Genomic DNA, 22,669 nt, shown 5'->3' on the forward strand with positions numbered 1-22,669 from the left:
ATTGGGATATGGTGTAATTGGCAACACTACGGTTTCTGGTACCGTCATTCTAGGTTCGAGTCCTGGTATCCCAGCTCTGTTTTAAAGGCTGTTTTTCAGCTGAAAATCAGTAGGTTTCCACTCGGTTCGCCGATTTGAAACCAACGCAAAGTGTGTGAAATACTCACTGAGCTTGAGCGGCGGAAACGCTGCTGAAAGTACCTGGCCCCATCGTATAGCGGCCTAGTACGCCGCCCTCTCACGGCGGTAACGCGGGTTCGAATCCCGCTGGGGTCACCATCGAAATGGTCCCGGGCAACAGCCCGGGACCATTTTTTGTTGTCGCAACCGCGGGTCCTGGACTTTCCCCGTCAATCGGACAAAACCCCTCATCGTTCCGCGGGGACTTGTCCTTTAGCGGGGGAGGGTCCTGCTGGGCCGACGCGCCGGAGCAGTCCCGGGGCAACCCTGAACTGGCATGATGTTGCTGTGACCTCCCAAGACGAGCACGGCCGCCCCGCCCAGCCGGTGCCGCACGCAATGGCGGCGGTAACCCTGCTGGAAGAAATCCGCAACGGCCTGGACGACGTTGCGCTGCCGCTGGCCCTGCCGGGGGCAGACCAGGCACGCCGCGAAACGTCAGCCGCAAGGGCACAATTGGATGACTACATCCTCCCGCGGTACCGCAGCCTGGACGCCCCGCTGCTGGCCGTCGTCGGCGGTTCCACGGGCGCCGGCAAATCCACCCTGGTGAACGGACTCGTGGGGCATCCTGTCACACGGGCGGGCGCCATTAGGCCCACCACCCGCCAGCCCATCCTGCTGCACAACCCCGCAGAGGGAACCTGGTTCGAGGGCCAGCGGGTCCTGCCCGGACTGAGCCGGATCCGCGGCACCCTGGCCGGCAGCCCCGTGGCGGCAGGCGCCATGCCGGAGCAACGGGAAGCCTCCTCGCTGGTGTTGCTGGCCGATCCGGCGGTACCGGCCGGCATCGCCCTCCTCGACGCTCCTGACGTCGACTCCATTTCAGACCAGAACCGCCTGCTCGCCGGACAGCTGCTGGCCGCCGCGGACCTATGGGTGTTCGTCACCACGGCCAACCGGTATGCGGATGCCGTTCCCTGGAAGCTCCTCCTGGACGCCGCCGCGCGTGACATCACGGTGGCGGTAGTGCTGGACCGGGTTCCCCCTGGCGCCGAGGAAGAGGTGAGCCAGGACCTCCGGGGCCTCCTCGACCGGGAGGGCCTCGCCGGAAGCCGGCTGTTCATCATCGCCGAGACAGCCCTGGATCCGCACGGCATGCTCCCGCCCCGGGCTGTCACCGAGCTCCGGGGCTGGCTCGGTTCCCTGGCCGCCGATGCTGCCGGCCGGGCCGAGGTGGCCCGCCGCACTTTGAACGGTACCGTCCGCGCCCTGGCCCTCCGTATTCCGGACATCGCCGGCGCCGTCCGTGAGCAGGAGCTGGCCGCCGTGCGCCTCGAGGTCGATGCCGTGGCAGCGTATGAAGATGCGGCCACCCGCATCCTTGACGCCACCCGCGACGGAGCACTCCTGCGGGGCGAAGTGCTGGCCCGGTGGCAGGACTTTGTGGGTACCGGTGAATTCTTTCGCACAGTTGAGCAGAACGTGGGCCGGTTCCGGGACCGGCTGGGAGCCTTCTTCCGCGGTGAACCGGCCCCGGCCGTCCGGGTGGAGGCCGCCATCGAAACCGGCCTCCAGGCAGTCATCGTGGACGAGGCCGCCAATGCGGCGGAGGACACCGACCAGCGGTGGCGGTCAGACCCTGCCGGCCGGCAGCTGCTGGGTCCGGACGATCTGTCCGGGACCACGCCCGGGTTCGCCGACCGGGCCGCAGCGGAAATTCGGGCATGGCAGGAAGCCCTCATGGAGCTCATCCAAACCGAAGGCCAGGGAAAGCGGACCCAGGCGCGGTGGCTGTCGTTTGGCATCAACGGCCTCGGCGCTGCGCTGATGATCGTGGTGTTCTCTACCACTGCCGGCCTGACTGGACTGGAGATTGGTGTTGCGGGCGGTACCGCCGTCGTGGGCCAGCGCCTGCTGGAGGCGGTCTTCGGCGAGGACGCCGTGCGCCGCATGGCCGACAAAGCCCGTGAGGACCTGGCCGTGCGCTGCCGGAACCTGCTGGCGGACGAGCAGCAGAAGTTCCTGCAGCGGCTGCCGGAAGGTAATCCCGCCCTTGCGCAACGTCTTGCTGCCCAGGCCGGGGAGCTGGCACGGCTGGCGGAGGCCGCGTGAGCCGCCACAGCGGGGCGAAGGATTCCTCGCGGCTTGATGCCAGGCTCCAAGCGCTCCAGGACGCCCGGGAGCTGGGGGAGGGGGTCCTGCCGGACCAGTCACTGCAGGAAGCATTCGACGTCCTGGAGCGCGCAAGTTCCCGCCGTTCATTGTCCGGTGACCACACTGTGGTGGGGTTCTTCGGGGCGACCGGCAGCGGCAAGTCCTCGCTCTTCAACGCCGTCAGCGGCGCCGAGATTGCGACGGCGGCTGCCCGGCGTCCGACCACATCGGAACCTCTGGCGGGTGTTTGGGGAGCGGCAGGAAGCGAAGCGCTCCTCGACTGGCTGGAAGTGGGAAACCGCCATCACGCCGCGCCTGTGGACGGTTTCGCCGATGAACAGACCGGGCTGATCCTGCTGGATCTCCCGGACTTCGACTCCACCCGCGCTGCCAACCGCGAGATCGTGCAGCGGATGGTGGGCATGGTGGACGTCCTGGTGTGGGTGCTGGACCCGCAAAAATATGCCGATGCCGCCGTCCACAACGGGTTCCTGGCGCCGCATGCCTCGCACGGGGCGGTCACGCTTGTGGTGCTGAACCAGGTGGACCGGCTGCCCGAACGCGATGTGCGGCCGGTGCTCGACTCGCTGCATGCAATCCTTTCAAGTGAAGGGCTGGGGCAGGTGCGCGTCCTCGCGTCATCGGCAGTGACGGGAGCAGGGATTGGGGAAGTGCGTGCGGCGATCCGCAAGGTGGCTGTCCAGCGGCAGGCCCAGTCCCGGCGGCTGGAGGCAGACATCACCAAGGCTGCGGAGGACCTGCGGGGCGCGGCCGGCGACGGTGAGGCGGCGGGCGTCCGGAACGCAGCCAGGACCCGGCTCGCCGAGGAGCTGGCCGTGGCAGCGAACGTGCCTGCTGTGGTGCGGGCCGTGGGGCAGTCCTACCGGCTGGAGTCCGTCCGGCGCACCGGCTGGCCGGTGACCCGCTGGCTCTCCAGGTTCCGCGCAGACCCACTGCGCCGGCTCAATCTCCGCAGGGATTCCCCTGCAGGCGTGAACAGGACCTCGCTGCCGCCCGCGGGCGCGCCGGAGCGGGCGCGGACGGATGCAGCCGTCAGGGATTTTGCGGATACAACCAGCGAGGGAGCACCGGGCCCCTGGCGGGCAGCGATCCGGGGGGCTGCCAGGGCCGGCCGGGAACGGCTGCCCGATGCGCTGGACCAGGCCATCGCCGGAACAGACCTCGGGGCCAACCGGAAGGCGTGGTGGTGGGGCGCATTCAACATCGTGCAGTGGCTGGCGCTGCTGACGGTGCTCGGCGGCCTGGGCTGGCTTGGAGTCCTGGCCGGCCTGGCCTACCTGCAGCTGCCGGTGCCGGAAGTGCCACGGGTGGAAGGCTGGCCAATTCCCACCCTGATGATCGTCTTCGGCCTGGTGCTGGGGATCTTCCTGGCCGTCACCGGCCGTTTCATCGCGGCCGGAGCTGCCCGGGCGCGGTCAGCAAGGGCACGACGGCGGCTGAACAGCGCCGTCGCAGCCGCGGCGGAGGAGCTGGTGGTGGCGCCTGTGGAGAAGGAAATTGCCAGGCTGGCAGCCTTCAACAAGGCGCTGCAGAAAGCAGCGCGGTCGTAGGTCTGCCAGCTGCTCTCGTGGCGACCTAGCCGGCGGCGAGGCCGGCCGCGGCCTCGCGGACCTTGATCAGGGTGCGCAGATTGCGCGTGGTGGTTGCGGCCTTGAACTTGGTTTTCGCGCTGATCTTGCTGAAAGGACTGTCCAGGGTTCCGCCCGCGGGGGCCAGCCAGGCCAGCGCCTCCGGCCCCAGCCGCCGCTGCTCCTGGCCCTCAAGGGCAGACCCCGCGGCCTCCAGTTCATCGAGGACCGGGATGTCCGAGGACAAGGTGATGTAGGTGTGGGTGGACCTGTCGTCTTCCGGATAGGGGCAGTCATCCACCAGCTGGGCCACCCGCGCAGCCTCAAGGACCACAACCCACGCTTCGTAGCCGAAGGCGGCCCGGAGGCACTTTTCGCACTCCTGCTTAACGGCTGCGGCATCCAGGGTGCTGCTGAGTACCACATTTCCGCTGGCCAGGAGGGTCTTTGCGTCCGTGAAGCCGCAGGTCTTCAGGGCGTCCCGCAGGTCCGCCATTTTGATATTGATTCCGCCAACGTTGATGCCGCGGAGGAACACCGCATAGCTTCCCATGGGCACAGCCTAGCGGCCGAAAGTCCGGTGGGACCGGAATGGCCTGGCCGGTGTTCCTGCCCTAGTCGTTGTTCTTGCGCAGGGCCTCGGTGAGGATACGCCCGGCGTTGCAGACCACTTCCGCATGCAGGCGCCCGGGCTGGCGGGTCAGCCGCTCAATGGGGCCGGAAATGGAGACCGCGGCAATCACCCTGCCGGACGGACCCCGAACCGGCGCCGAAACGGAGGCGACCCCCGGCTCGCGCTCGCCCAGGCTCTGTCCCCAGCCCCGGCGTCGTACTCCTGCCAGGACGGTGGGCGTGAAACGGGCTGACTGCAGGCCCTCAAGGAGCCGGTCGTGGTCCTCCCAGGCGAGCAGGACCTGCGCGGCGGAGCCGGCTTTCATGGACAATTGGGTGCCGACGGGAATGGTGTCGCGCAGTCCGATGGGGCGCTCGGCGGATGCGACACATACGCGCCAGTCACCCTGCCGGCGGAAGATCTGGGCACTTTCGCCGGTGGCATCACGCAACTGCATCAGCACGGGGCCCGCGGAAGCGATCAGGCGGTCCTCGCCGGCGGCGGAGGCGAGCTCAACGAGCCTGCTGCCCAGCACGAACCGGCCCTGGATGTCGCGGCTCACCAGCCGGTGGTGGACCAGTGCCAAAGCGAGGCGGTGGACAGTGGGCCGGGCCAGGCCGGTTGCGGCCACCAGCTGCGCCAGCGTGGTGGGGCCGGCCTCGAGGGCATCAAGCACCTGGGCCGCTTTATCAATGACACCGACTCCACTAGAATTGTCCATGTAATGATATTGCCGTCTCAATATCTGAGATGCAAATCTTTCGGCTGGCGCAGTACGGAGTCGTCCTGATTCAGTTGGACTAATCAGCCAAACAGCAGTGAAGGGAGATGGCCATGGCAAAGACATTGGCCGAGAAAGTCTGGGACGCACACGTGGTGCGCAAAGGTGACGGCGATGGTGCCAACGCCCAGCCAGACCTTCTGTACATCGACCTTCACCTGGTCCACGAGGTCACGTCACCGCAGGCCTTTGAAGGACTGCGGCTGGCCGGCCGCAAGCTGCGCCGGCCGGACCTCACCATTGCCACCGAGGACCACAACACCCCCACGCTGGACATCGATAAGCCGATTGCCGACCTGACCAGCCGCACCCAGATCCAGACCCTGCGCAACAACTGTGCGGAGTTCGGCGTCCGGCTGCACAGCCTGGGCGATGCCGAACAGGGCATCGTCCACGTGGTGGGCCCGCAGCTGGGCCTCACCCAGCCCGGCATGACGGTGGTCTGCGGCGACTCCCACACCTCCACCCACGGCGCCTTCGGTGCCCTGGCCATGGGCATCGGAACCTCTGAGGTGGAGCACGTCATGGCCACCCAGACCCTGTCGCTGAAGCCGTTCAAGACCATGGCCATCAACGTCGAGGGCACCCTGCGCCCCGGCGTGACCGCCAAGGACATTATCCTCGCCGTGATTGCCAAGATCGGCACGGGCGGCGGCCAGGGCTACGTCCTGGAGTACCGCGGCTCGGCCATCCGTGCCCTGTCCATGGACGCCCGGATGACCATCTGCAACATGTCCATCGAGGCCGGCGCCCGCGCCGGAATGGTGGCCCCGGACCAGACCACCTATGAATTCATGAAGGGCCGCCCGCACGCCCCCCAGGGTGCTGAGTGGGATGCCGCCGTCGAATACTGGAATACCCTGCGTACCGACGACGACGCCACCTTCGACGTCCAGGTGGACCTGGACGCCGACACGCTGGAGCCGTTCGTCACCTGGGGCACCAACCCCGGCCAGGGCGTGTCCCTGTCCCAGGCCGTTCCCTCGCCCGAGGACTTCGGCGACGAAAACGCCAAGGCTGCCGCGGAACGCGCCCTCCAGTACATGGGGCTCGAGGCCGGCACGCCGATGAAGGACATCCGGGTGGACACGGTGTTCCTGGGTTCCTGCACCAACTCCCGGATGGAGGACCTGCGGGCCGCTGCGGACATCATCCGCGGACGCCAAAAGGACCCGAACATCCGGATGCTGGTAGTGCCGGGCTCCGCACGCGTCCGCCTGGAAGCCGAGGCCGAGGGCCTGGACAAGGTCTTTAAGGATTTCGGGGCCGAATGGCGTTTCGCGGGCTGCTCGATGTGCCTGGGCATGAACCCGGACCAGCTGGAGGTGGGGGAGCGTTGCGCTTCCACCTCCAACCGCAACTTCGAAGGACGCCAGGGCAAGGGCGGGCGCACGCACCTGGTCTCCCCGGTGGTGGCAGCGGCCACGGCAGTGCGCGGCACGCTCAGCTCGCCGTCAGACCTTGAACCCGCTCCCGAACCCGCCGCCATCCGCATCGACGCAGCCTAGGACAGCACTATGGAAAAGTTCACCAAGCACACCGGCATCGGCGTCCCGCTGCGCCAGAGCAACGTCGACACCGACCAGATCATCCCCGCGGTTTACCTGAAGCGCATCACCCGGACCGGCTTCGAGGATGCGCTGTTCTCCGCCTGGCGCAAGGATCCTTCCTTCATCCTGAACCAGGAGCCCTTCAACGCCGGGTCGGTCCTGGTTGCCGGCCCCGATTTCGGTACCGGCTCGTCCCGGGAACACGCCGTGTGGGCGCTGAAGGACTATGGCTTCAAGGCTGTGCTGTCCTCCCGCTTCGCCGACATTTTCCGCGGCAACTCGGGCAAGCAGGGGCTCCTGGCCGCCCAGGTGGCCCAGGATGACATCGAGCTCATCTGGAAGGAACTCGAGAACGCGCCGGGGACCCAGGTGACGGTGGACCTCGAGTCCAAGACCGTGGTCTGCGGCAATATCGTGGCGCCGTTCGACATCGACGACTACACCCGGTGGCGGCTCCTGGAAGGCCTGGACGACATCGGGCTGACCCTCCAGCACGAAGCGGACATCACCGCCTACGAGGCGACCCGGCCGGCCTTCAAGCCGAAGACCCTGCCGGCGAAGCTTTCCTGACCCTGCGCCACCGCCCCGGCGGCGTGGCGGGCCGGCGCAGCTCCCGCCACGCCCCGCCGCCGGTGCTCCCTTATTTCGGTTCGGTAACGCGACCTCCTATGCTTGGTTGGAGCCTTTGCAAGGTTTTGGGGGCTAGTGATCGTGAGGAAACCGGTATATGAGTAGTGTTCTGACAATCCGCGGCGGTGTCCCGCTTACAGGCCGCGTCAGCGTCCGTGGGGCAAAGAATCTTGTTCCCAAGGCCATGGTGGCGGCGTTGCTGGGCAACGAACCCTCGGTGTTGCGGAACGTGCCGGAAATCAAGGACGTGGAGGTTGTCACCTCCCTGCTGCAGTTGCATGGCGTGACCGTGGAGAAAGACCCGGCCAACGGAGATCTCACCCTGGATCCCAAGGCCGCAAAAACGGCGCCGAGCACCGCGATTGATGCCCATGCCGGTGACTCCCGGATTCCCATCCTGCTGTGCGGGCCGTTGATCCACGCGATCGGTGAAGCCTTCATTCCCGACCTGGGCGGCTGCAAGATCGGCGACCGTCCCATCGACTACCACCTGGATGTCCTGCGCCAGTTCGGCGCGGTCGTGGAAAAGCGCCCCGGCGGCATCCACATCTCGGCACCCAAGGGCCTGCACGGGGCCAAGATCTCGCTGCCGTACCCGTCCGTGGGTGCCACCGAGCAGGTCTTGCTGAGCGCCACCCGCGCCGAAGGCATCACCGAGCTTTCGGGCGCCGCCACCGAACCGGAGATCGTCGACCTCATCGCCGTGCTGCAGAAGATGGGCGCCATCATCAGCGTGCAGACGGACCGCACCATCCGCATCGAGGGCGTCCGCGACCTGGGCGGATACAATCACCGTGCACTCTCGGACCGCAACGAATCGGCCTCCTGGGCTTCGGCCGCACTGGTGACCCGCGGCGACATCTTCGTTGAAGGCGCCTCCCAGCGCGACATGATGACGTTCCTGAACACCTACCGCAAGGTGGGCGGCGGAATGGACATCGGCGAGGACGGCATCCGGTTCTACCACAAGGGCGGAAAGCTGAACCCGCTGGTCCTGGAGACGGATGTCCACCCCGGCTTCATGACTGACTGGCAGCAGCCACTCGTTGTGGCGCTGACCCAGGCCGAGGGCGTATCCATCGTCCACGAGACGGTCTATGAAAACCGCTTCGGCTTCACCGACGCGCTCATCCGCATGGGCGCCAGCATCCAGGTGCACCGCGAGTGCCTGGGAAGTGTGCCGTGCCGCTTCGGCCAGCGCAACTTCCTGCACTCAGCGGTGATTTCCGGTCCCACGCAGCTCAAGGGAACCGACATTGACGTTCCGGACCTCCGCGGCGGCTTCAGCCACCTGATTGCTGCCCTGGCCGCCACCGGAACCTCGCGCGTGACCGGCATCGATATCATCAACCGGGGGTACGAGCGGTTCACGGAAAAGCTCGCCGGCCTCGGTGCCGACTTCGACATCACCACCACGAAGTAGCGCGGGACCGTGAAGGAATCGGCCAAGAGCAGGGCCACGTTTGTGTTCATCGCCGCCGTCGCCCGGCCGTTGCTGAACCTCATGATGGCCAAGACGTGGGAAGGCACCGAAAAACTTCCCGCCGGCGGCTTCATCGCCGCCCCCAACCACTGCACGGAGATCGACCCCCTGGTGGTGGGGCACATGCTCTACAACCAGAAGCGGGCCCCGCACTTCCTGGCCAAGGCCGGGCTGTTCAAGGTGCCGGCCCTGGGCTGGCTGCTGCGCGCCACCAAGCAGGTGCCGGTGGAGCGTTCGACGGCGGGAGCGAACCGGTCGCTGCAAGTGGCCCAGGAGATTGTCGCCGAAGGGGGCGCCATCATCATCTATCCCGAAGGCACGCTGACGCGGGACCCGGACTTGTGGCCCATGAAAGGCCACACCGGCGCTGCGCGGCTGGCCCTCGAAGGCGGCATTCCCGTGGTTCCCATCGCACACTGGGGAGCGCATGAAGTGTTTCCGCGATACGGCAAGTCGTTCCATATCTTCCCGCGCAAACGCTCGCGTGTTGTGGTGGGCGATCCGGTGGACCTGAGCGCCTTCAGTGGCCGTCCCCTGGACAAGGCCACCCTGGCGGAGGCCACCGCGGTGATCATGGATGCGATCACGGCATTGTTGGCAGGTTTGCGTGGTGAACAGCCTCCCGCGGAACGCTGGGACCCGGCCAAACAGCAGCAGGCCAAGCATGGACGGTTCGTTGAACGCGGACAGCAGCCGGGATCCGGAACGGAAGCTCCGTGACCGCTGACGCGAGGCCGGGGGCGGCCCGTACCGTTGCCGTCCTGGGCGCGGGATCGTGGGGCACGACCTTTGCCAAGGTCCTGGCCGACGCCGCGATTGCCACCGGCACGCCACGTTCCATCAGGCTGTGGGGCAGGCGCGCCGAAGTGGTGGAGGAGATTAACAGCAGCCACCGCAACAGTGACTACCTCAAGGACGTTGTCCTGCCGGAAAGCATCACTGCGTCCACCGACGTCCGCGCGGTCCTGGCAGGCGCCGAGCTCGTGGTCTTGGCTGTTCCGGCCCAGTCCCTCCGCCCGCAGTTGCGGGAATGGAAGGACATGATCGCCCCCGGAGCTGTTGTGGTTTCCCTGATGAAGGGCCTGGAGCTGGGCACGGATGCCAGGATGAGCGAGGTCATCGGGCAGGAGCTGGACCTGCCCCTGGAACGCATTGCGGTTGTCTCCGGACCCAACCTCGCCATGGAAATTGCGCGGCAGGAACCCACTGCATCGGTGGTGGCGTGTACCGATTCCGCCACTGCCGGCTGGCTGGCCAGGAGCTGCACCGCCCCCTACTTCCGTCCTTACACCACGTCCGATGTGGTCGGCGTCGAAATTGGCGGCATCGTCAAGAACGTGATCGCGCTGGCAGTGGGCATCTGTGAGGGCAAGCAGATGGGGGACAACACCAAGGCATCCGTGATTACCCGGGGACTCGCCGAAACGTCGCGCCTCGCACTGGCACTGGGCGGCGAAGCCAAGACCATGGCCGGTCTGGCCGGGCTGGGCGACCTCGTGGCAACCTGCTCGTCCGCGCTGTCCCGGAACCACACCGCGGGGAGACTGCTGGGCCAGGGCCTGACCCTTGAAGAAGTGGGCCGAAAGATGACCCAGACCGCCGAAGGCATCAAATCCGGCCAGGCCGTCCATGAACTCGCCGGCAAGCTCGGCGTCGAAATGCCCATCACTGCCGCCGTCGTCGCGGTACTGGCAGGCAAGCTGTCCGTTGACCAACTGGGGCCTGTTCTGCTGTCCCGGGAATTGAAACCTGAAGGCGATTACTGACCCATGTCCCACGACACATCCACCACAGCTGAAACGGCCATCACCAGGAAACCGCGGGTCGCAGTGCTTTTCGGCGGCCGCTCCAGCGAGCACGCCGTCAGCTGCGTAACGGCAGCCGGCGTGCTGGGCGCGATCAACAAGGACAAGTACGAGGTGATCCCCATCGGGATCGCCAAGACCGGCCAGTGGGTTCTCGCCCCGGCCGACACCGCACAGTGGTCGCTCGCGGCATCGTCGCTTCCTGAAGTCGTGCCCTCGCCGCAGACCGTCACCCTGGCCGAGATCGGCGGTGAGCACCAGCTGATCGTGGCGGCACCCAATGAAGTTCCGCAGGAACTGGGCACCGTCGACGTCGTCTTTCCGCTGCTGCACGGACCTTTCGGTGAGGACGGCACCATCCAGGGCCTCCTTGAGCTTTCCGACACCCGCTACGTTGGCGCCGGGGTGCTGGCATCCGCCGTCGGCATGGACAAGCACTACATGAAGGTGGTCTTCGAAGCCGCAGGGCTGCGGGTGGGCCCTTATGTGGCCGTGACCGACAGGCAGTGGCGCAGGGACCCCGAATCCGTCCGGAAGCAGGTGGACCGCCTCGGGTTCCCTGTCTTCGTCAAGCCGGCCCGTGCAGGCTCGTCGATGGGTATCTCCAAGGTTGACTCCCTGGAGGACCTGGACGCCGCCATCGAAGAGGCCCGCCGCCATGACCTCAAGCTGGTGATCGAAGCCGGAATTGTGGGCCGCGAAATCGAATGCGCAGTCCTCGAAGGCAGGGGCACCGATGCGCCGCGGACCTCAATGCCGGGCGAAATCTCCGTGGCCGCAGGAACCCACGAGTTCTACGACTTCAACGCCAAGTACGTCGAGGATGATGCCGCGTCCCTGAGCTGCCCGGCAGACATCCCGGCGGAAGCCATTGCCCGGGTCCGTGAACTCGCTGCCGCCGCCTTTGACGCTGTGGGTGCCGAGGGCCTGAGCCGCGTGGACTTCTTCTATACGCCCGAGGGCGAACTGATCATCAACGAGATCAACACGATGCCCGGCTTCACACCCAAGAGCATGTACCCGCAAATGTGGGCAGCATCCGGACTGGGCTACGCGGACCTGATCGATGAACTTATCCACCTGGCACTGAACCGCAAGACCGGGCTCCGGTAAGCCGCCACGGCGGCTCCCGCTGGCGCGTTCCCGCCGCCGGTGTGGGGCCACCACTTGCAGGACCTGCCGGAGCTTACTGGCTCTTGGGCAGGTTCTGCAGCTCTTCCTGGCCCACACAGTTCCGTGCGGACGGTACCTTTTCCGCCGCAGCCGACAGGTCCGCCAGTACTGTGGCAGAGCTGATCTTGTCCGGGTCCATCAGGATTTCCGTGGCAGGTTCCCGCCCATAGGTGGTCAGCGTCCACACGGGGTCGCCTTCCTTGATGACCCAGTCGACGCCGTTGACGGTGACGCAGCGGTCCGTCGTGGGCCCCGGCACGTTGACACCGCACCGGAGGATGACCAGCGATGGGTCGCCCCAGGCGGCCGTGCCCTGGCTGTTGGTCTTCCGCAGTTTCGAATCCCCGATGACGTCCGGCAGTGCCACCATCATCGGCGCGCACAATGGATTGGCGGCGTCCTTGGCGGCGGTGACATCCACGGCCGGAGAGCAGGCGGTCAGGGACAAGGCGGCGATTCCCCCAGCCAGCGCCATCCTGGCGGCACGGGCGGACAGGGGCGGCTGGGGATGGTGCATGATCCCAGCCTATCGCCGCCTTCGTCCCCGTCCGGACACGATGTCGGCCGGGCGCGGTAGCGTAGTGGCGTGCCCGAAGACCTCCGTAACCGTGTTGACCGCCAGCCCACAGTCGCCGCCCTTTCCGAAGCCGAGCTGCTGGAGCGGATCTTTCCGCGCCTTCAGATGACGGACGGCCACACCACCAGCACGCTGCTGGGGCCTGGCGATGACGCTGCCGTCATCGCAGCCCCGGACGGCAGGACCGTCATCAGCATCGACACCCAGGTCCAGGACCAGGATTTCCGCCTCCTGTGGCCCAACGGCTACCACACCACCGGATTCGATGTCGGGTGGAAGGCAGCTGCACAGAACCTCAGCGACATCAACGCCATGGGCGCACACGCAACCTCCATGGTGGTCAGCCTTACCCTTCCCGTTGACACGCCGGTGAGCTGGGTGGAGGACCTGGCGGATGGACTGACAGCTGGAATCCGCGAACTTGGGGCCACCCGATGTTCCGTGGCCGGCGGAGACCTGGGCCGGGGCGGGGAGATTTCGGTGACCGTTGCGGTGCTGGGAACGCTCGACGGCGGGCGGCCCGTCCTCCGGTCCGGCGCCCGCCCGGGGGATACTTTGGCGCTGGCGGGAACAGTGGGGCACGCCGCGGCTGGCCTGGCCCTGCTCGAATCGGACATCCCTGTGGACACGCTCACCCCGGCGGAGCGCGCCTTCGTGGACCTGCAGTGCCGGCCGCGTCCGCCGCTGGAGGCCGGGCCGGCTGCGCGTGCGGCAGGTGCCACGGCAATGCTGGACATTTCGGACGGACTTCAGCGGGACGGCAGGCGGCTGGCCACCGCCAGCAATGTGGCGGTGGCTCTCGACCAGGCAAGGATGGCCCAACTGGCGGATCTCCTGGCCCCGGCCGCAGCCCGGCTGGGGGTGGATGGCGCCGCCTGGGTGCTGGGCGGGGGAGAGGACCACGGGCTGCTGGCCACATTCCCGGCCGGTGTTCAGCTGCCACCTGGATTCACTGCGATAGGCTCGATACATGCACTCGGTACCGACGAAGGCCCGGGCGTCCTGACAGCGGGCCGGACCGCGGACAACGGGGGATGGGATCACTTTGCACACTAAGGTTGCCGCCAACGCGCTGGCGATGAAGAGGTGGCTGGGCAAGGCTGAAACTGCCCTGGGAAACCACAGTGACCGGCTCAACGCCATCAACATCTTCCCGGTGGCCGATGGCGATACCGGCACCAACCTCTATCTCACTGTCCGCGCTGCCGCCCGTTCCCTGGTCCTTGCAGAGGGCCAGCCGGCGCCGGTCGACGTCGGGGAAGTCCTCGCCACCGCCGGGCAGGCCGCCATGGAGGAAGCCAGGGGAAACTCGGGCACTCTCTTTTCCGTGTTTCTTTGTGCCGCGGCTGAGCCTTTGGCCGGGCATACCCGGTTGACGTCCACGCTCCTGTCGGCCGCACTGAACCGCGCCCAGATCCGCGCCTGGTCCGCACTGAGTGACCCGGTTCCGGGCACCATGCTGTCGGTCATGGAAGCTGCAGCCCGTGCGGCAGCCGCCGTCGACGCCGCCCAGGACGGCGATGACAGCAACCACGCGCTGGGCCTGGCGCTGGACGCCGCGGTGGAGGGCGCGCTGGCCGCCGTGATCCACACCGAGGAACAGCTTGATGCGCTGCAGTCCGCCCACGTGGTGGATGCAGGCGGCGTGGGCATGCTGCTGATCCTCGACTGCCTCCGCTCCGCCGTCCTGGGCGAAGAACTGCAGAGCGAACTCCTCGATGGCCTGCACGGCTATGACGTCTCCGACCCCCACATCCACACCTCCATGCCGGACGATGACGGCGTGGAAGTCATGTGCACCATCAGCCTTTCGCCCCTGAACGCCGCCACGCTCCGGCAGCGGCTGGACGAGATCGGCGAGTCCGTCATCATGAGCCAGGTGGGCAGCGGTCCGGATCCGGAAGGCAACTACCGGTGGCGGGTGCACGTGCACGTTCCGGAGCCGGACCCGGCCGTGGAGATTATCCGGTCCCTGGGTGAGCCGTCCCAGATCAGCATCAGCGAGCTGGCGCTTCCGCGGGAACCGGATGTGGAAAAGGTGAACACCGGCGGGCATGAACGCTGAGCTGGACCTGGCCCTGGAGCGCCGGATTGGAAAGCGTTCCGCCGCCGTCATCGAGAAACACCTCGGCATCACCACCGTCGAGGGCCTGCTGAACTACTTCCCCCGGCGCTACCTTATGCGCGGTGAGCTGACGCCCATTGGCGGGCTCCCACTCAATGAGGAGGTCACCCTGATCGCCCGGGTGCTGTCCAGCAGCACCCGGCACATGCAGGCACGGCGGGGGACGATCACCGACGTCATCGTTTCCGACGACGACGGGCAGCAGGGGCTCCGGCTGGTGGGAGGCACGGACTACCGCGGCAAAGTGCCCGGGACCCTCAAGATCAGCTTCTTCAACGGCTACAAGGCAAAAACTGAACTCCTGCAGGGACGGCGGGCCCTGTTCTCTGGAAAAGTCACCAGCTTCAAAGGCCAGCTGGGCCTCACCAATCCGGACTTCCAGCTCCTGGACGATGACCCCTTCGTCCAGGGCAGCGGTGATCCGGAGAAGCTCGCCGCGATGCCCATCCCGGTCTATCCGGCCACCGCAAAGCTTCCCAGCTGGCGGATCCAGAAGGTGATCACCACACTGCTCGAAACCGCTGACCTGGGCTCGCTGCCGGACCCGGTTCCGTCCGCAGTCGCCGCCAGGGAAGCCTTCCTGCCCGTGGCGGAGGCCTATAGGCTCATCCATGCGCCCGAAACAGCCGCCGATTGGAAACGCGCACGGGACCGGTTCCGGTACCAGGAAGCCCTGGTGCTGCAATCCGCGCTGGCCAGGCGGCGGGCCCAGCTCGCCGCCGAGGAAGCCACCGCGCGGCGCCCCGTCGACGACGGTATCCTGGCTGCCTTCGACCAAAACCTGCCCTTCACGCTCACCCCCGGCCAGGCCGCCGTCGGCAACACCCTCGCGGCGGAACTGGCGCAGGCTGCCCCCATGAACCGGCTGCTGCAGGGCGAAGTGGGCTCGGGGAAGACCGTGGTGGCGCTGCGGGCCATGCTGCAGGTCATCGACGCCGGCGGCCAGGCTGCGCTCCTGGCGCCCACCGAAGTGCTCGCCGCGCAACACTACGACTCCATCCGCCGCACCCTGGGCGTGCTCTCCAGCGACGGGCTCCTGGGAGGGCTGGCCGGTGGCGACGGCCCTTCCGTGCAGGTCACGCTCCTGACCGGGTCCATGCCCACGGCGGCACGGAAACAGGCCATGCTGGACGCGGCCTCGGGGACGGCCGGAATCATCATTGGCACCCATGCCCTGCTCAGCGACAACGTCTCCTTCTACGACCTCGGCCTGATCGTGGTGGACGAACAGCACCGCTTCGGCGTGGAACAGCGGGACGCCCTGCGGGCCAAGGCACGGAAGCCGCCGCACCTGCTGGTCATGACCGCCACGCCCATTCCCCGCACCGTGGCGATGACCGTGTTCGGCGACCTCGAGACCTCCACGCTCGACGAACTGCCGAAGGGGCGCGCCCCGATCACCACGCATCTCGTGGGCCTGGCGGAGAATCCCGCATGGGCGGCCCGGATCTGGGCACGTGCAAGGGAAGAGATCGACGCCGGCCACCAGGTGTACGTGGTCTGTCCCAAGATCGGAACGGACGACGACGGCGACTTCAGCCCGGGGGAGGCGGCACCTTCCGGCGTGGAAGGGGAGGAGGCGCGGGAGCTCGCGTCGGTCACCGCCGTCGTGGACCATCTGCTCTCCGAGCCCTCGCTGGCCGGGGTTCCACTGGCTCCCCTGCACGGGCGCCAGGACCCGGAGCTGAAGACGGAGACCATGGCCGGCTTCACCGCCAACCGCATCAAGCTGCTCGTCTCCACCACCGTGATCGAGGTGGGGGTGGACGTCCACAACGCCACCTTGATGGTGATCCTTGACGCCGACAGATTTGGTATTTCCCAGCTGCACCAGCTCCGCGGCCGCGTGGGCCGCGGCGGCCTGCCGGGAACCTGCCTGCTGGTCACCGCCTTGGAACCCGGCCACCCAAGCCGGCGGCGGCTGGACGCGGTCGCGGCCACCACCGACGGTTTTGTCCTCTCCCAGGAGGACCTCAAGCTGCGGCGCGAGGGCGATATCCTGGGCGCTTCCCAGTCCGGTGGACGGTCCACGTTGAAACTGCTGCGGGTCCTCGAACACGAAGACGTGATTGCCCGGGCCAGGGAAGACGCCCAGGCAATCGTTGCCGGCGACCCCCTGCTGTCCGGCTGCCCGGAACTGGCCGATGCCATCGAGAAGTACCTCAACCCTGAGAAGGAGGCGTTCCTTGAACGCGGTTAGCAACAGAAGCGCAGCGCGCATAGGCGCACCGGGCGCCGGCGGATCGCGGTGGGCGCGGTGACCAGGATTATTGCCGGGGCTGCCGGCGGCACGCCACTGGCGGCCGTTCCAGGGTCCTTGACCAGGCCGACAACCGACCGGGTGAAGGAAGCGCTGTTTTCCCGCCTCGACGCCTTTGAAGTCATTGCCGGCGCGCGGGTGCTGGATCTTTATGCGGGTTCGGGCTCGCTGGGAGTGGAAAGCGCCAGCAGGGGAGCCAGGACGGTGGACCTGGTTGAGTCCGATGCCAAGGCCAGTGCTGTGTGCCAGCGCAACGCAGACCTCATCAACGGGGTGCTGGGCCGCAAAACCGTGACCGTGCACCGCTCCAAGGTGGAGCCTTTCCTGGACCGCGTCCCGGAATCCGCTGCCTGGGACCTGGTGTTCCTGGATCCTCCATATCCATTGGAGGATGCCGCACTGGCTGCGGTGCTGCAGAAGCTTGCCGCGCACCTGGTCCCCGGTGCCGTTGTCGTGGTGGAACGCTCGTCGCGCTCCCCGGAGCCGCAATGGCCGGACGGGATGACCCGGTTCGCCGAAAAGAAATACGGGGAAACCCGGTTGTGGTACGCCGAACCATTCGTGCCCGACGCCATCGCAGCGGATGACCTGGCGGACGCTGCCGGGCCTGACACCCCGGGGGCTTAGCCCGAGAACGGATCCAGGTCGACTCCCGCCAGGACACGTGCAGGGTGGGGGCCACGCGCGGTCAATTCAGCTGTCCAGGCTTCCGGCCACGGGCCCTGCGTCCCTGCCAGGATGATGTTGCCCGGGTACCGGCCGTCGAACATGCCGGCTTCCGCAACGGCGCCCACATCCGCCATCGCATCACGCATCGCCGCCACTTGGCTCCTGACGAGTGTCAGGGCCGCCTCGTCGCCCACATTGACGATCAGCAGGCCGTCCGGGCGCAAGCGTTCCCTGGCCTCCTGGTAGAAGCCGCTGGTGGCGATGTGGGCCGGGGCTTCCGGGCCGGAAAAGATGTCTAGGATGACGACGTCGAACCTGAGGCCGGGATCGAGAGCACCAAGCGATTCACGGGCGTCGCCGATGATGGTGGTCAGGTCCGTCCCCTGGGGCAGGGGAAGGTGCCGAAGGACAAAGTCCAGCAGCTCGCGTTCCAGCTCAACCGCGTACTGCATTGAGCCGGGGCGGGTGGTCTGGATGTAACGCGCCAGCGTCAGCGCCCCGGCTCCCAGGTGCAGGGCACTGATCGGCCCGCCGGGAGGGGCCGCCAGATCCACCAGGTGTCCAATCCTGCGGAGGTACTCGTAGAAGATCTCTTCCGGCCGTTCGAGGTTGACGTGTGATTGTTCGGCTCCGCCGATGCTGAGGACATAGCCGCCATCAGTAAATGCATCGGTTTCGATGGTGGCGTGCTGGCCAGTGGTCCGCAGGAAGCGGCTGGCAGTCACGCCGCTGCCGCCTGACATCAGAGCCGGCCGCCCAGGGTGGCCAGCCGCGCTGCGGCCTCCTCCAGGACCTCGGTCTTCTTGCAGAAGGCAAACCGGAGCAGGCTGCGCATGCGCTGCGCACCTTCCGGGTGGCAGAAGACCGGAACCGGAATGGCGGCGACACCCACCAGTGCCGGCAGGCGGCGGGCCAGGTCCAGGGCGTCCGTGATGCCCAGCGGAGCCGTGTCCACGTTGACGAAGTACGTTCCCCGCGGTGTGAAGACATCAAAGCCCGCCGCCCGGAGTCCGGCGCTGAGGATGTCCCGTTTCTTCTCAAGGGCGGCGGCGATGCCCGTGTAGAAATCATCCGGCAGGGCCAGGCCGGCGGCGATCGCTCCTTGGAAGGGGGTGCCCGAGCTGTAGGTCAGGAACTGCTTGACCGTGCGGACTGCTGAGACCAGCTCCGCCGGCCCGCTCAGCCAGCCGATCTTCCAGCCGGTCAGGGAGAACGTCTTTCCGGCAGAGGAAATGGTGATGGTGCGGGCAGCGGCGCCCGGAAGGGTGGCGAGGGGTGTATGGGCCACGCCGAAGGTGAGGTGCTCGTACACCTCATCCGTGATGATGATGCTGCCGTGCTTTTCGGCAAGCTCCACCACGCGCTGCAGGACGGCCGGTGGAAAGACGGCGCCGGTGGGGTTGTGCGGATTGTTCAGCAGTACCACGCGGGTCCGCTCATTGAAGGTCGCCTCCAATGCTGCCAGGTCCGGCATGAAGTCCGGGGCAGCCAGCGGAACGGTCACGTGGGAGGCGCCGGACAGCCCAATGATTGCACCATAGGAGTCGTAGAAAGGCTCGAACGTCAGGACCTCATCGCCCGGTCCGGCGAAGGCCAGGAGGGAGGCTGCGATGCCTTCCGTGGCCCCGGTGGTGATGATGACCTCAGTGTCCGGGTCCGGCCTGAGCCCGTAGAAGCGTTCCTGGTGTGCGGCCACCGCCGCACGGAGTTCGGGCAGGCCCTTGCCGGGCGCGTACTGGTTGGCCCCCGCCGCGATGGCTGCCCGGGCCGCTTCCCGGATCTCGGCCGGCCCGTCCTCATCAGGGAAGCCCTGCCCCAGGTTAATCGCCCCGGTTTGGACGGCCAGGGTGGTCATCTCTTCGAAGATGGTGACACCCAGTCCGCCGTCGGGGGCAAGGAGGTTGGCTCCGAGCGCTGTGCGCTGCCAGGGCGCAGGTGCCAGGGGGGTGGAAAGTTCCCGTGGTGGATGCATCCAGTCATGGTATCCCGGGGTTTCCATGCGGTAGGTTCGGAGCATGAGACGCGCTGTGTGCCCCGGATCCTTCGACCCCATCCACAACGGCCATCTCGAAGTCATCGCACGTGCTGCCGGCCTCTTTGACGAGGTCATCGTGGCCATCTCCACCAACTACGCCAAGAAGTACATGTTCAGCCTGGAGGAGCGGCTGGAAATGGCGCGCGAGACCCTGGCGCTGCTCAAGGGAATCGTGGTGGAACCGGTGGGCGAGGGGCTCCTGGCGGAGTACTGCCGCCAGCGGGGCGTGTCGGCCATTGTTAAGGGACTCAGGTCGTCGTCGGACTTTGACTACGAGCTTCCCATGGCCACCATGAACCGGCAGTTGAGCGGGGTGGAGACTGTCTTCCTCCCGGCCGAGGCCAGCTACGTCCATCTGTCCTCCACCCTGATCAAAGAGGTGTCGGTCCTGGGCGGCAGCGTGTCCGACTATGTGCCCCGGTCAGTGCACCGCCGGCTGGTTTCCGGCGAGCCTTCGCCTGATCAGCAGCCAAAGCGGTAGGCTGGATCGGTACTTCGGCGCTTCCTCCTGCCGGTTTGAGTCGCTGCGGCTCTTCGGGCTAAGATGGTACGTCGGTCATATGTTCAACAGGAGTTCTCATTAACAGAGATGCTGGTTCGCCCCTGGCGTTCGACGTCAAGGACCTCGGACGCAGTCCGGGAAGCATGCGGACACTGAAGGAACATGTACCCGCACCGGGTGATCTTGGTGTGGCGCTCATTGGTGTTCAGGAAGGCTCGGATGTTGAGCTGGATCTGAGGCTTGAGGCCGTACACGAAGGAATTCTGGTATCAGGAACCGTGCTTGCCGAAGTTACCGGTGAGTGCGGCCGATGCCTGGATCCCCTTGCGTATGACCTTGAGGTCAATGTGCAAGAACTTTTCTTCTACGAGGGCGTCCAGCTTTCGGACGGAGAAGAAGATGAAGAGCAACGTCGAGTCGAGCACGATGTAATCGATCTTGAACCGGTGTTGCGGGACGCGGTTGTCACCAATCTGCCGTTCCAGCCGGTGTGCCGGGAAGACTGCCAGGGCCTTTGCTCCGAATGCGGAGTTCGCCTGGAAGACGAGCCGGGGCACCACCACGAGGTCCTGGATCCTCGCTGGGCTGCCCTAGCTGATATGGCTAAGCCTGACCGGCAAAATTGATTTGTACGTGTTTGTCTAGAGAGAAATGAGTTAGCCGTGGCTGTTCCCAAGCGGAAAATGTCTCGCTCGAATACCCGCGCCCGCCGCTCGCAGTGGAAGGCGACCGCCCCCCACCTGGTGAAGACCGTTGAGAACGGCCAGGTTACCTACAGCCTGCCGCACCAGGCAAAGGTCGTTACCGACTCTGCTGGCACTGCGCTGTTCCTTGAGTACAAGGGCCGCAAGGTCGCTGACGTCTAATCGGCCCAAAAGGCTGACTGATGTCTTCAACTGAAGAGCTTCTGAAGCGTCTCGGTGTCACTATTGACGCCGGGACGCTTCGTCTTGCGCTCACACACCGTTCGTACGCCTACGAGAACGGCGGCATACCCACCAACGAGCGGCTCGAGTTCCTGGGCGACTCCATCCTGGGATTCTCTGTTACCGATGCCCTCTACCGGGACAACCCGGACCTGCCCGAAGGCGAACTCGCAAAGCGCCGGTCCGCCGTCGTCAGTACGCGTGCATTGGCCGGCATCGGCCGCAGCCTTGGCATTGGGGAGTACATCTACCTGGGGCAGGGCGAAAAGCTCACCCACGGCAAGAACAAGGCCTCCATCCTCGCGGACACCATGGAGGCCCTGATCGGGGCCACCTACGTCTCGAACGACATCGAGACGGCGCGCCAGCTGGTCATGCGGCTGGTCGGTCCGCTGCTGAAGGACGCCGCCGTCCTGGGTGCCGGCACCGACTGGAAGACCAGCATCCAGGAACTTGCGGCCAGCCGGCAGCTGGGCAGCATCCACTATGCAGTGGACGGGTCCGGCCCGGACCACGCCCGCACCTTCACGGCGGTCCTGAACATCGGCGGCACAGCCTATGGCAAGGGTTCCGGCCACTCGAAAAAGGAAGCGGAGCAGGAAGCAGCAGCGGATGCCTGGCGGGTGCTCTCCGGGGCCGCGGCGCAGGACGCCGGCAGCACCAGTACAAGCTCCTTGGCGGCCCAGTAGGGTCCCATGCCTGAACTGCCCGAGGTGGAGGTTGTCCGCCGCGGCCTGGTGAACTGGGTCCGCGGCAGGACCATCCACGCCGTTGAAGTCCTCGACCCACGTTCCATCCGGCGCCATGCCCTTGGCGTCGAGGACTTCATGGGCAACCTCGAAGGCGCTGCGGTGTCCGACGTCGTGCGCCGCGGCAAGTTCCTCTGGATGCCGCTGCTGGACTCCACCGCCCCGCTTCCGGACAACCCTGAAGAACCCCGCGTGCCGGGCGTGGCCCTCATGGCCCACCTGGGAATGAGCGGGCAGTTGCTGATGCAGGACGCCGGCGTCCCCGATGAGAAGCACCTTAAAGTCCGGTTCCGGCTCAGCCCGCGGGAAGGGATGCCGGACCAGCTACGGTTCGTGGACCAGCGGATCTTTGGCGGCCTCTTCGTCACCACGCTGATATCGACGGACGACGGCGGTCCAGGCGGCCTCGCTGAATCCCCGCTTCCGCTGATCGCCGAGGAAGCAGCGCACATTGCCCGCGACCCGCTGGATCCTTCCTTCTCCTTCGACCTGTTCTACCAGCGGCTCCGGAAGCGCAGGACCGGCCTGAAGCGGGCGCTGCTGGACCAGGGCCTGGTCTCTGGAATTGGAAACATCTACGCCGATGAAGCCCTGTGGCGCGCCAAGCTGCATTATGCGCGGCCCACGGACACTCTTCGCCGGGGCGAGGCCCAACGGGTCCTCGACAGCGCCCGGGAGGTAATGCTCGATGCCCTGGCAGCAGGAGGAACCAGCTTCGATTCCCTGTACGTCAATGTCAACGGTGCCTCAGGCTACTTTGACCGGTCCCTCAACGCCTACGGCCGGCAGGGTGAGCCGTGCAGGAGATGCGCGGCAGCAGGAATCCACGCGATCATCCGCCGGGAGCAGTTCATGAACCGCTCGTCCCACACCTGCATGGTGTGCCAGCCGCGGCCCCGCAACGGCCGCTGGTAAAGCAGGTTTG

At 66.6% G+C, this 22,669-nt stretch carries 22 protein-coding genes and 2 tRNA genes; 19 read left to right on the forward strand and 5 right to left on the reverse strand.

All coding sequences use genetic code 11. From position 1 onward, the window contains the following. Positions 1 to 2: 2 nt before the first annotated feature. The 4 genes from ACR65K_RS04105 to ACR65K_RS04120 all read left to right on the forward strand — a co-directional run bounded on the left by ACR65K_RS04105 (position 3) and on the right by ACR65K_RS04120 (position 3,848). Positions 3 to 74 (forward strand) — tRNA-Gln (locus ACR65K_RS04105). A gap of 129 nt (positions 75 to 203) precedes the next feature. Then, a tRNA-Glu gene (locus tag ACR65K_RS04110) sits at positions 204 to 279 on the forward strand. Positions 280 to 468: 189 nt separating this feature from the next. Further along, complete coding sequence (locus ACR65K_RS04115; RefSeq protein ID WP_440151414.1) at positions 469 to 2,235, forward strand: dynamin family protein; 1,767 nt, start codon at positions 469 to 471, stop codon at positions 2,233 to 2,235. Next, positions 2,232 to 3,848, forward strand: coding sequence for a GTPase (locus tag ACR65K_RS04120; protein ID WP_440151415.1), 1,617 nt, complete (start codon positions 2,232 to 2,234; stop codon positions 3,846 to 3,848). Before ACR65K_RS04115 ends, ACR65K_RS04120 begins: the two co-directional genes overlap by 4 nt. Positions 3,849 to 3,873: 25 nt before the next feature. On the opposite strand, the gene ACR65K_RS04125 is transcribed toward ACR65K_RS04120, so the two are convergent. After that, the gene (locus ACR65K_RS04125) at positions 3,874 to 4,419 is read right to left on the reverse strand and encodes a DUF1697 domain-containing protein (protein ID WP_440151416.1); all 546 of its coding nucleotides are present in this window, start codon (positions 4,417 to 4,419) and stop codon (positions 3,874 to 3,876) included. A 61-nt stretch (positions 4,420 to 4,480) separates the two neighbouring features. Next, on the reverse strand, positions 4,481 to 5,200 hold the full coding sequence (locus ACR65K_RS04130) for an IclR family transcriptional regulator (RefSeq protein ID WP_009356552.1): 720 nt from the start codon (positions 5,198 to 5,200) through the stop codon (positions 4,481 to 4,483). Positions 5,201 to 5,313: 113 nt separating this feature from the next. On the opposite strand from ACR65K_RS04130, the gene leuC reads away from it, so the two are divergent. The 6 genes from leuC to ACR65K_RS04160 all read left to right on the forward strand — a co-directional run bounded on the left by leuC (position 5,314) and on the right by ACR65K_RS04160 (position 11,841). Continuing rightward, a complete protein-coding gene (gene leuC, locus ACR65K_RS04135) occupies positions 5,314 to 6,768 on the forward strand; it encodes a 3-isopropylmalate dehydratase large subunit (protein WP_440151417.1) in 1,455 nt (484 codons plus the stop codon). A gap of 9 nt (positions 6,769 to 6,777) precedes the next feature. Further along, positions 6,778 to 7,380 carry a 3-isopropylmalate dehydratase small subunit gene (leuD, locus tag ACR65K_RS04140; protein WP_307089398.1) on the forward strand — a complete coding sequence of 201 codons (603 nt, stop codon included), beginning with the start codon at positions 6,778 to 6,780 and terminating at the stop codon, positions 7,378 to 7,380. Positions 7,381 to 7,537: 157 nt separating this feature from the next. Further along, complete coding sequence (gene murA, locus ACR65K_RS04145; RefSeq protein ID WP_440151418.1) at positions 7,538 to 8,863, forward strand: UDP-N-acetylglucosamine 1-carboxyvinyltransferase; 1,326 nt, start codon at positions 7,538 to 7,540, stop codon at positions 8,861 to 8,863. Positions 8,864 to 8,872: 9 nt separating this feature from the next. Next, on the forward strand, positions 8,873 to 9,643 hold the full coding sequence (locus tag ACR65K_RS04150; protein ID WP_440151419.1) for a lysophospholipid acyltransferase family protein: 771 nt from the start codon (positions 8,873 to 8,875) through the stop codon (positions 9,641 to 9,643). Then, complete coding sequence (locus ACR65K_RS04155) at positions 9,640 to 10,689, forward strand: NAD(P)H-dependent glycerol-3-phosphate dehydrogenase (RefSeq protein WP_056335311.1); 1,050 nt, start codon at positions 9,640 to 9,642, stop codon at positions 10,687 to 10,689. The genes ACR65K_RS04150 and ACR65K_RS04155 overlap by 4 nt, the downstream gene beginning before the upstream one ends. A 3-nt stretch (positions 10,690 to 10,692) precedes the next feature. Continuing rightward, the gene (locus ACR65K_RS04160) at positions 10,693 to 11,841 is read left to right on the forward strand and encodes a D-alanine--D-alanine ligase family protein (RefSeq protein ID WP_440151420.1); all 1,149 of its coding nucleotides are present in this window, start codon (positions 10,693 to 10,695) and stop codon (positions 11,839 to 11,841) included. Between the two features lie 73 nt (positions 11,842 to 11,914). On the opposite strand, the gene ACR65K_RS04165 is transcribed toward ACR65K_RS04160, so the two are convergent. Further along, positions 11,915 to 12,418, reverse strand: a complete 504-nt coding sequence (locus ACR65K_RS04165) for a DUF3515 domain-containing protein (protein ID WP_056335317.1) — start codon at positions 12,416 to 12,418, stop codon at positions 11,915 to 11,917. Between the two features lie 69 nt (positions 12,419 to 12,487). Between ACR65K_RS04165 and thiL the strand changes: the two genes are divergently transcribed. From thiL to rsmD, 4 genes are read left to right on the forward strand one after another with little or no spacing between them, the layout of a single operon-like run. Next, a complete protein-coding gene (thiL, locus tag ACR65K_RS04170; protein ID WP_440151421.1) occupies positions 12,488 to 13,534 on the forward strand; it encodes a thiamine-phosphate kinase in 1,047 nt (348 codons plus the stop codon). Positions 13,535 to 13,556: 22 nt separating this feature from the next. After that, positions 13,557 to 14,543 carry a DAK2 domain-containing protein gene (locus ACR65K_RS04175; RefSeq protein WP_440151469.1) on the forward strand — a complete coding sequence of 329 codons (987 nt, stop codon included), beginning with the start codon at positions 13,557 to 13,559 and terminating at the stop codon, positions 14,541 to 14,543. Continuing rightward, a complete protein-coding gene (locus tag ACR65K_RS04180) occupies positions 14,533 to 16,803 on the forward strand; it encodes an ATP-dependent DNA helicase RecG (protein WP_440151422.1) in 2,271 nt (756 codons plus the stop codon). Before ACR65K_RS04175 ends, ACR65K_RS04180 begins: the two co-directional genes overlap by 11 nt. A gap of 57 nt (positions 16,804 to 16,860) precedes the next feature. Beyond that, a complete protein-coding gene (gene rsmD / locus ACR65K_RS04185) occupies positions 16,861 to 17,490 on the forward strand; it encodes a 16S rRNA (guanine(966)-N(2))-methyltransferase RsmD (protein WP_440151423.1) in 630 nt (209 codons plus the stop codon). On the opposite strand, the gene ACR65K_RS04190 is transcribed toward rsmD, so the two are convergent. Both ACR65K_RS04190 and ACR65K_RS04195 read right to left on the reverse strand, forming a co-directional pair. Next, positions 17,487 to 18,275: a spermidine synthase gene (locus tag ACR65K_RS04190; RefSeq protein ID WP_440151424.1), complete on the reverse strand. Its 789-nt coding sequence runs from the start codon at positions 18,273 to 18,275 to the stop codon at positions 17,487 to 17,489. The genes rsmD and ACR65K_RS04190 overlap by 4 nt on opposite strands. Then, complete coding sequence (locus ACR65K_RS04195; protein WP_440151425.1) at positions 18,275 to 19,504, reverse strand: aminotransferase class I/II-fold pyridoxal phosphate-dependent enzyme; 1,230 nt, start codon at positions 19,502 to 19,504, stop codon at positions 18,275 to 18,277. Before ACR65K_RS04195 ends, ACR65K_RS04190 begins: the two co-directional genes overlap by 1 nt. A gap of 43 nt (positions 19,505 to 19,547) precedes the next feature. Here ACR65K_RS04195 and coaD point away from each other — a divergent pair, with 43 nt between their 5' ends. From coaD to mutM, 5 genes are all read left to right on the forward strand, one after another. Continuing rightward, the gene (coaD, locus tag ACR65K_RS04200; RefSeq protein ID WP_056335335.1) at positions 19,548 to 20,048 is read left to right on the forward strand and encodes a pantetheine-phosphate adenylyltransferase; all 501 of its coding nucleotides are present in this window, start codon (positions 19,548 to 19,550) and stop codon (positions 20,046 to 20,048) included. Positions 20,049 to 20,170: 122 nt separating this feature from the next. Then, positions 20,171 to 20,695, forward strand: coding sequence for a YceD family protein (locus tag ACR65K_RS04205; RefSeq protein ID WP_082566791.1), 525 nt, complete (start codon positions 20,171 to 20,173; stop codon positions 20,693 to 20,695). 36 nt (positions 20,696 to 20,731) lie between these two features. Next, positions 20,732 to 20,935 (forward strand): 50S ribosomal protein L32, encoded by a 204-nt coding sequence (gene rpmF, locus ACR65K_RS04210; RefSeq protein WP_009356569.1) that lies wholly within the window; start codon positions 20,732 to 20,734, stop codon positions 20,933 to 20,935. Between the two features lie 20 nt (positions 20,936 to 20,955). Beyond that, positions 20,956 to 21,684, forward strand: coding sequence for a ribonuclease III (rnc, locus tag ACR65K_RS04215; RefSeq protein WP_440151426.1), 729 nt, complete (start codon positions 20,956 to 20,958; stop codon positions 21,682 to 21,684). A gap of 6 nt (positions 21,685 to 21,690) precedes the next feature. Further along, positions 21,691 to 22,659 carry a bifunctional DNA-formamidopyrimidine glycosylase/DNA-(apurinic or apyrimidinic site) lyase gene (gene mutM / locus ACR65K_RS04220; protein WP_440151427.1) on the forward strand — a complete coding sequence of 323 codons (969 nt, stop codon included), beginning with the start codon at positions 21,691 to 21,693 and terminating at the stop codon, positions 22,657 to 22,659. Positions 22,660 to 22,669: the final 10 nt, after the last annotated feature.

The sequence above is a fragment of the Arthrobacter sp. SAFR-179 genome, from assembly GCF_059414945.1.

Coding starts and splice junctions, on each gene's coding strand:
- leuD (WP_307089398.1), top strand. CDS start 6,778: ATGGAAAAGTTCACCAAGCACACCGGCATCGGCGTCCCGCTGCGCCAG.
- ACR65K_RS04195 (WP_440151425.1), bottom strand. CDS start 19,504: ATGCATCCACCACGGGAACTTTCCACCCCCCTGGCACCTGCGCCCTGG.
- ACR65K_RS04125 (WP_440151416.1), bottom strand. CDS start 4,419: ATGGGAAGCTATGCGGTGTTCCTCCGCGGCATCAACGTTGGCGGAATC.
- coaD (WP_056335335.1), top strand. CDS start 19,548: ATGAGACGCGCTGTGTGCCCCGGATCCTTCGACCCCATCCACAACGGC.
- ACR65K_RS04130 (WP_009356552.1), bottom strand. CDS start 5,200: ATGGACAATTCTAGTGGAGTCGGTGTCATTGATAAAGCGGCCCAGGTG.
- murA (WP_440151418.1), top strand. CDS start 7,538: ATGAGTAGTGTTCTGACAATCCGCGGCGGTGTCCCGCTTACAGGCCGC.
- leuC (WP_440151417.1), top strand. CDS start 5,314: ATGGCAAAGACATTGGCCGAGAAAGTCTGGGACGCACACGTGGTGCGC.
- ACR65K_RS04165 (WP_056335317.1), bottom strand. CDS start 12,418: ATGCACCATCCCCAGCCGCCCCTGTCCGCCCGTGCCGCCAGGATGGCG.
- ACR65K_RS04175 (WP_440151469.1), top strand. CDS start 13,557: ATGAAGAGGTGGCTGGGCAAGGCTGAAACTGCCCTGGGAAACCACAGT.
- mutM (WP_440151427.1), top strand. CDS start 21,691: ATGCCTGAACTGCCCGAGGTGGAGGTTGTCCGCCGCGGCCTGGTGAAC.
- ACR65K_RS04160 (WP_440151420.1), top strand. CDS start 10,693: ATGTCCCACGACACATCCACCACAGCTGAAACGGCCATCACCAGGAAA.
- rnc (WP_440151426.1), top strand. CDS start 20,956: ATGTCTTCAACTGAAGAGCTTCTGAAGCGTCTCGGTGTCACTATTGAC.
- ACR65K_RS04190 (WP_440151424.1), bottom strand. CDS start 18,275: ATGTCAGGCGGCAGCGGCGTGACTGCCAGCCGCTTCCTGCGGACCACT.
- ACR65K_RS04180 (WP_440151422.1), top strand. CDS start 14,533: ATGAACGCTGAGCTGGACCTGGCCCTGGAGCGCCGGATTGGAAAGCGT.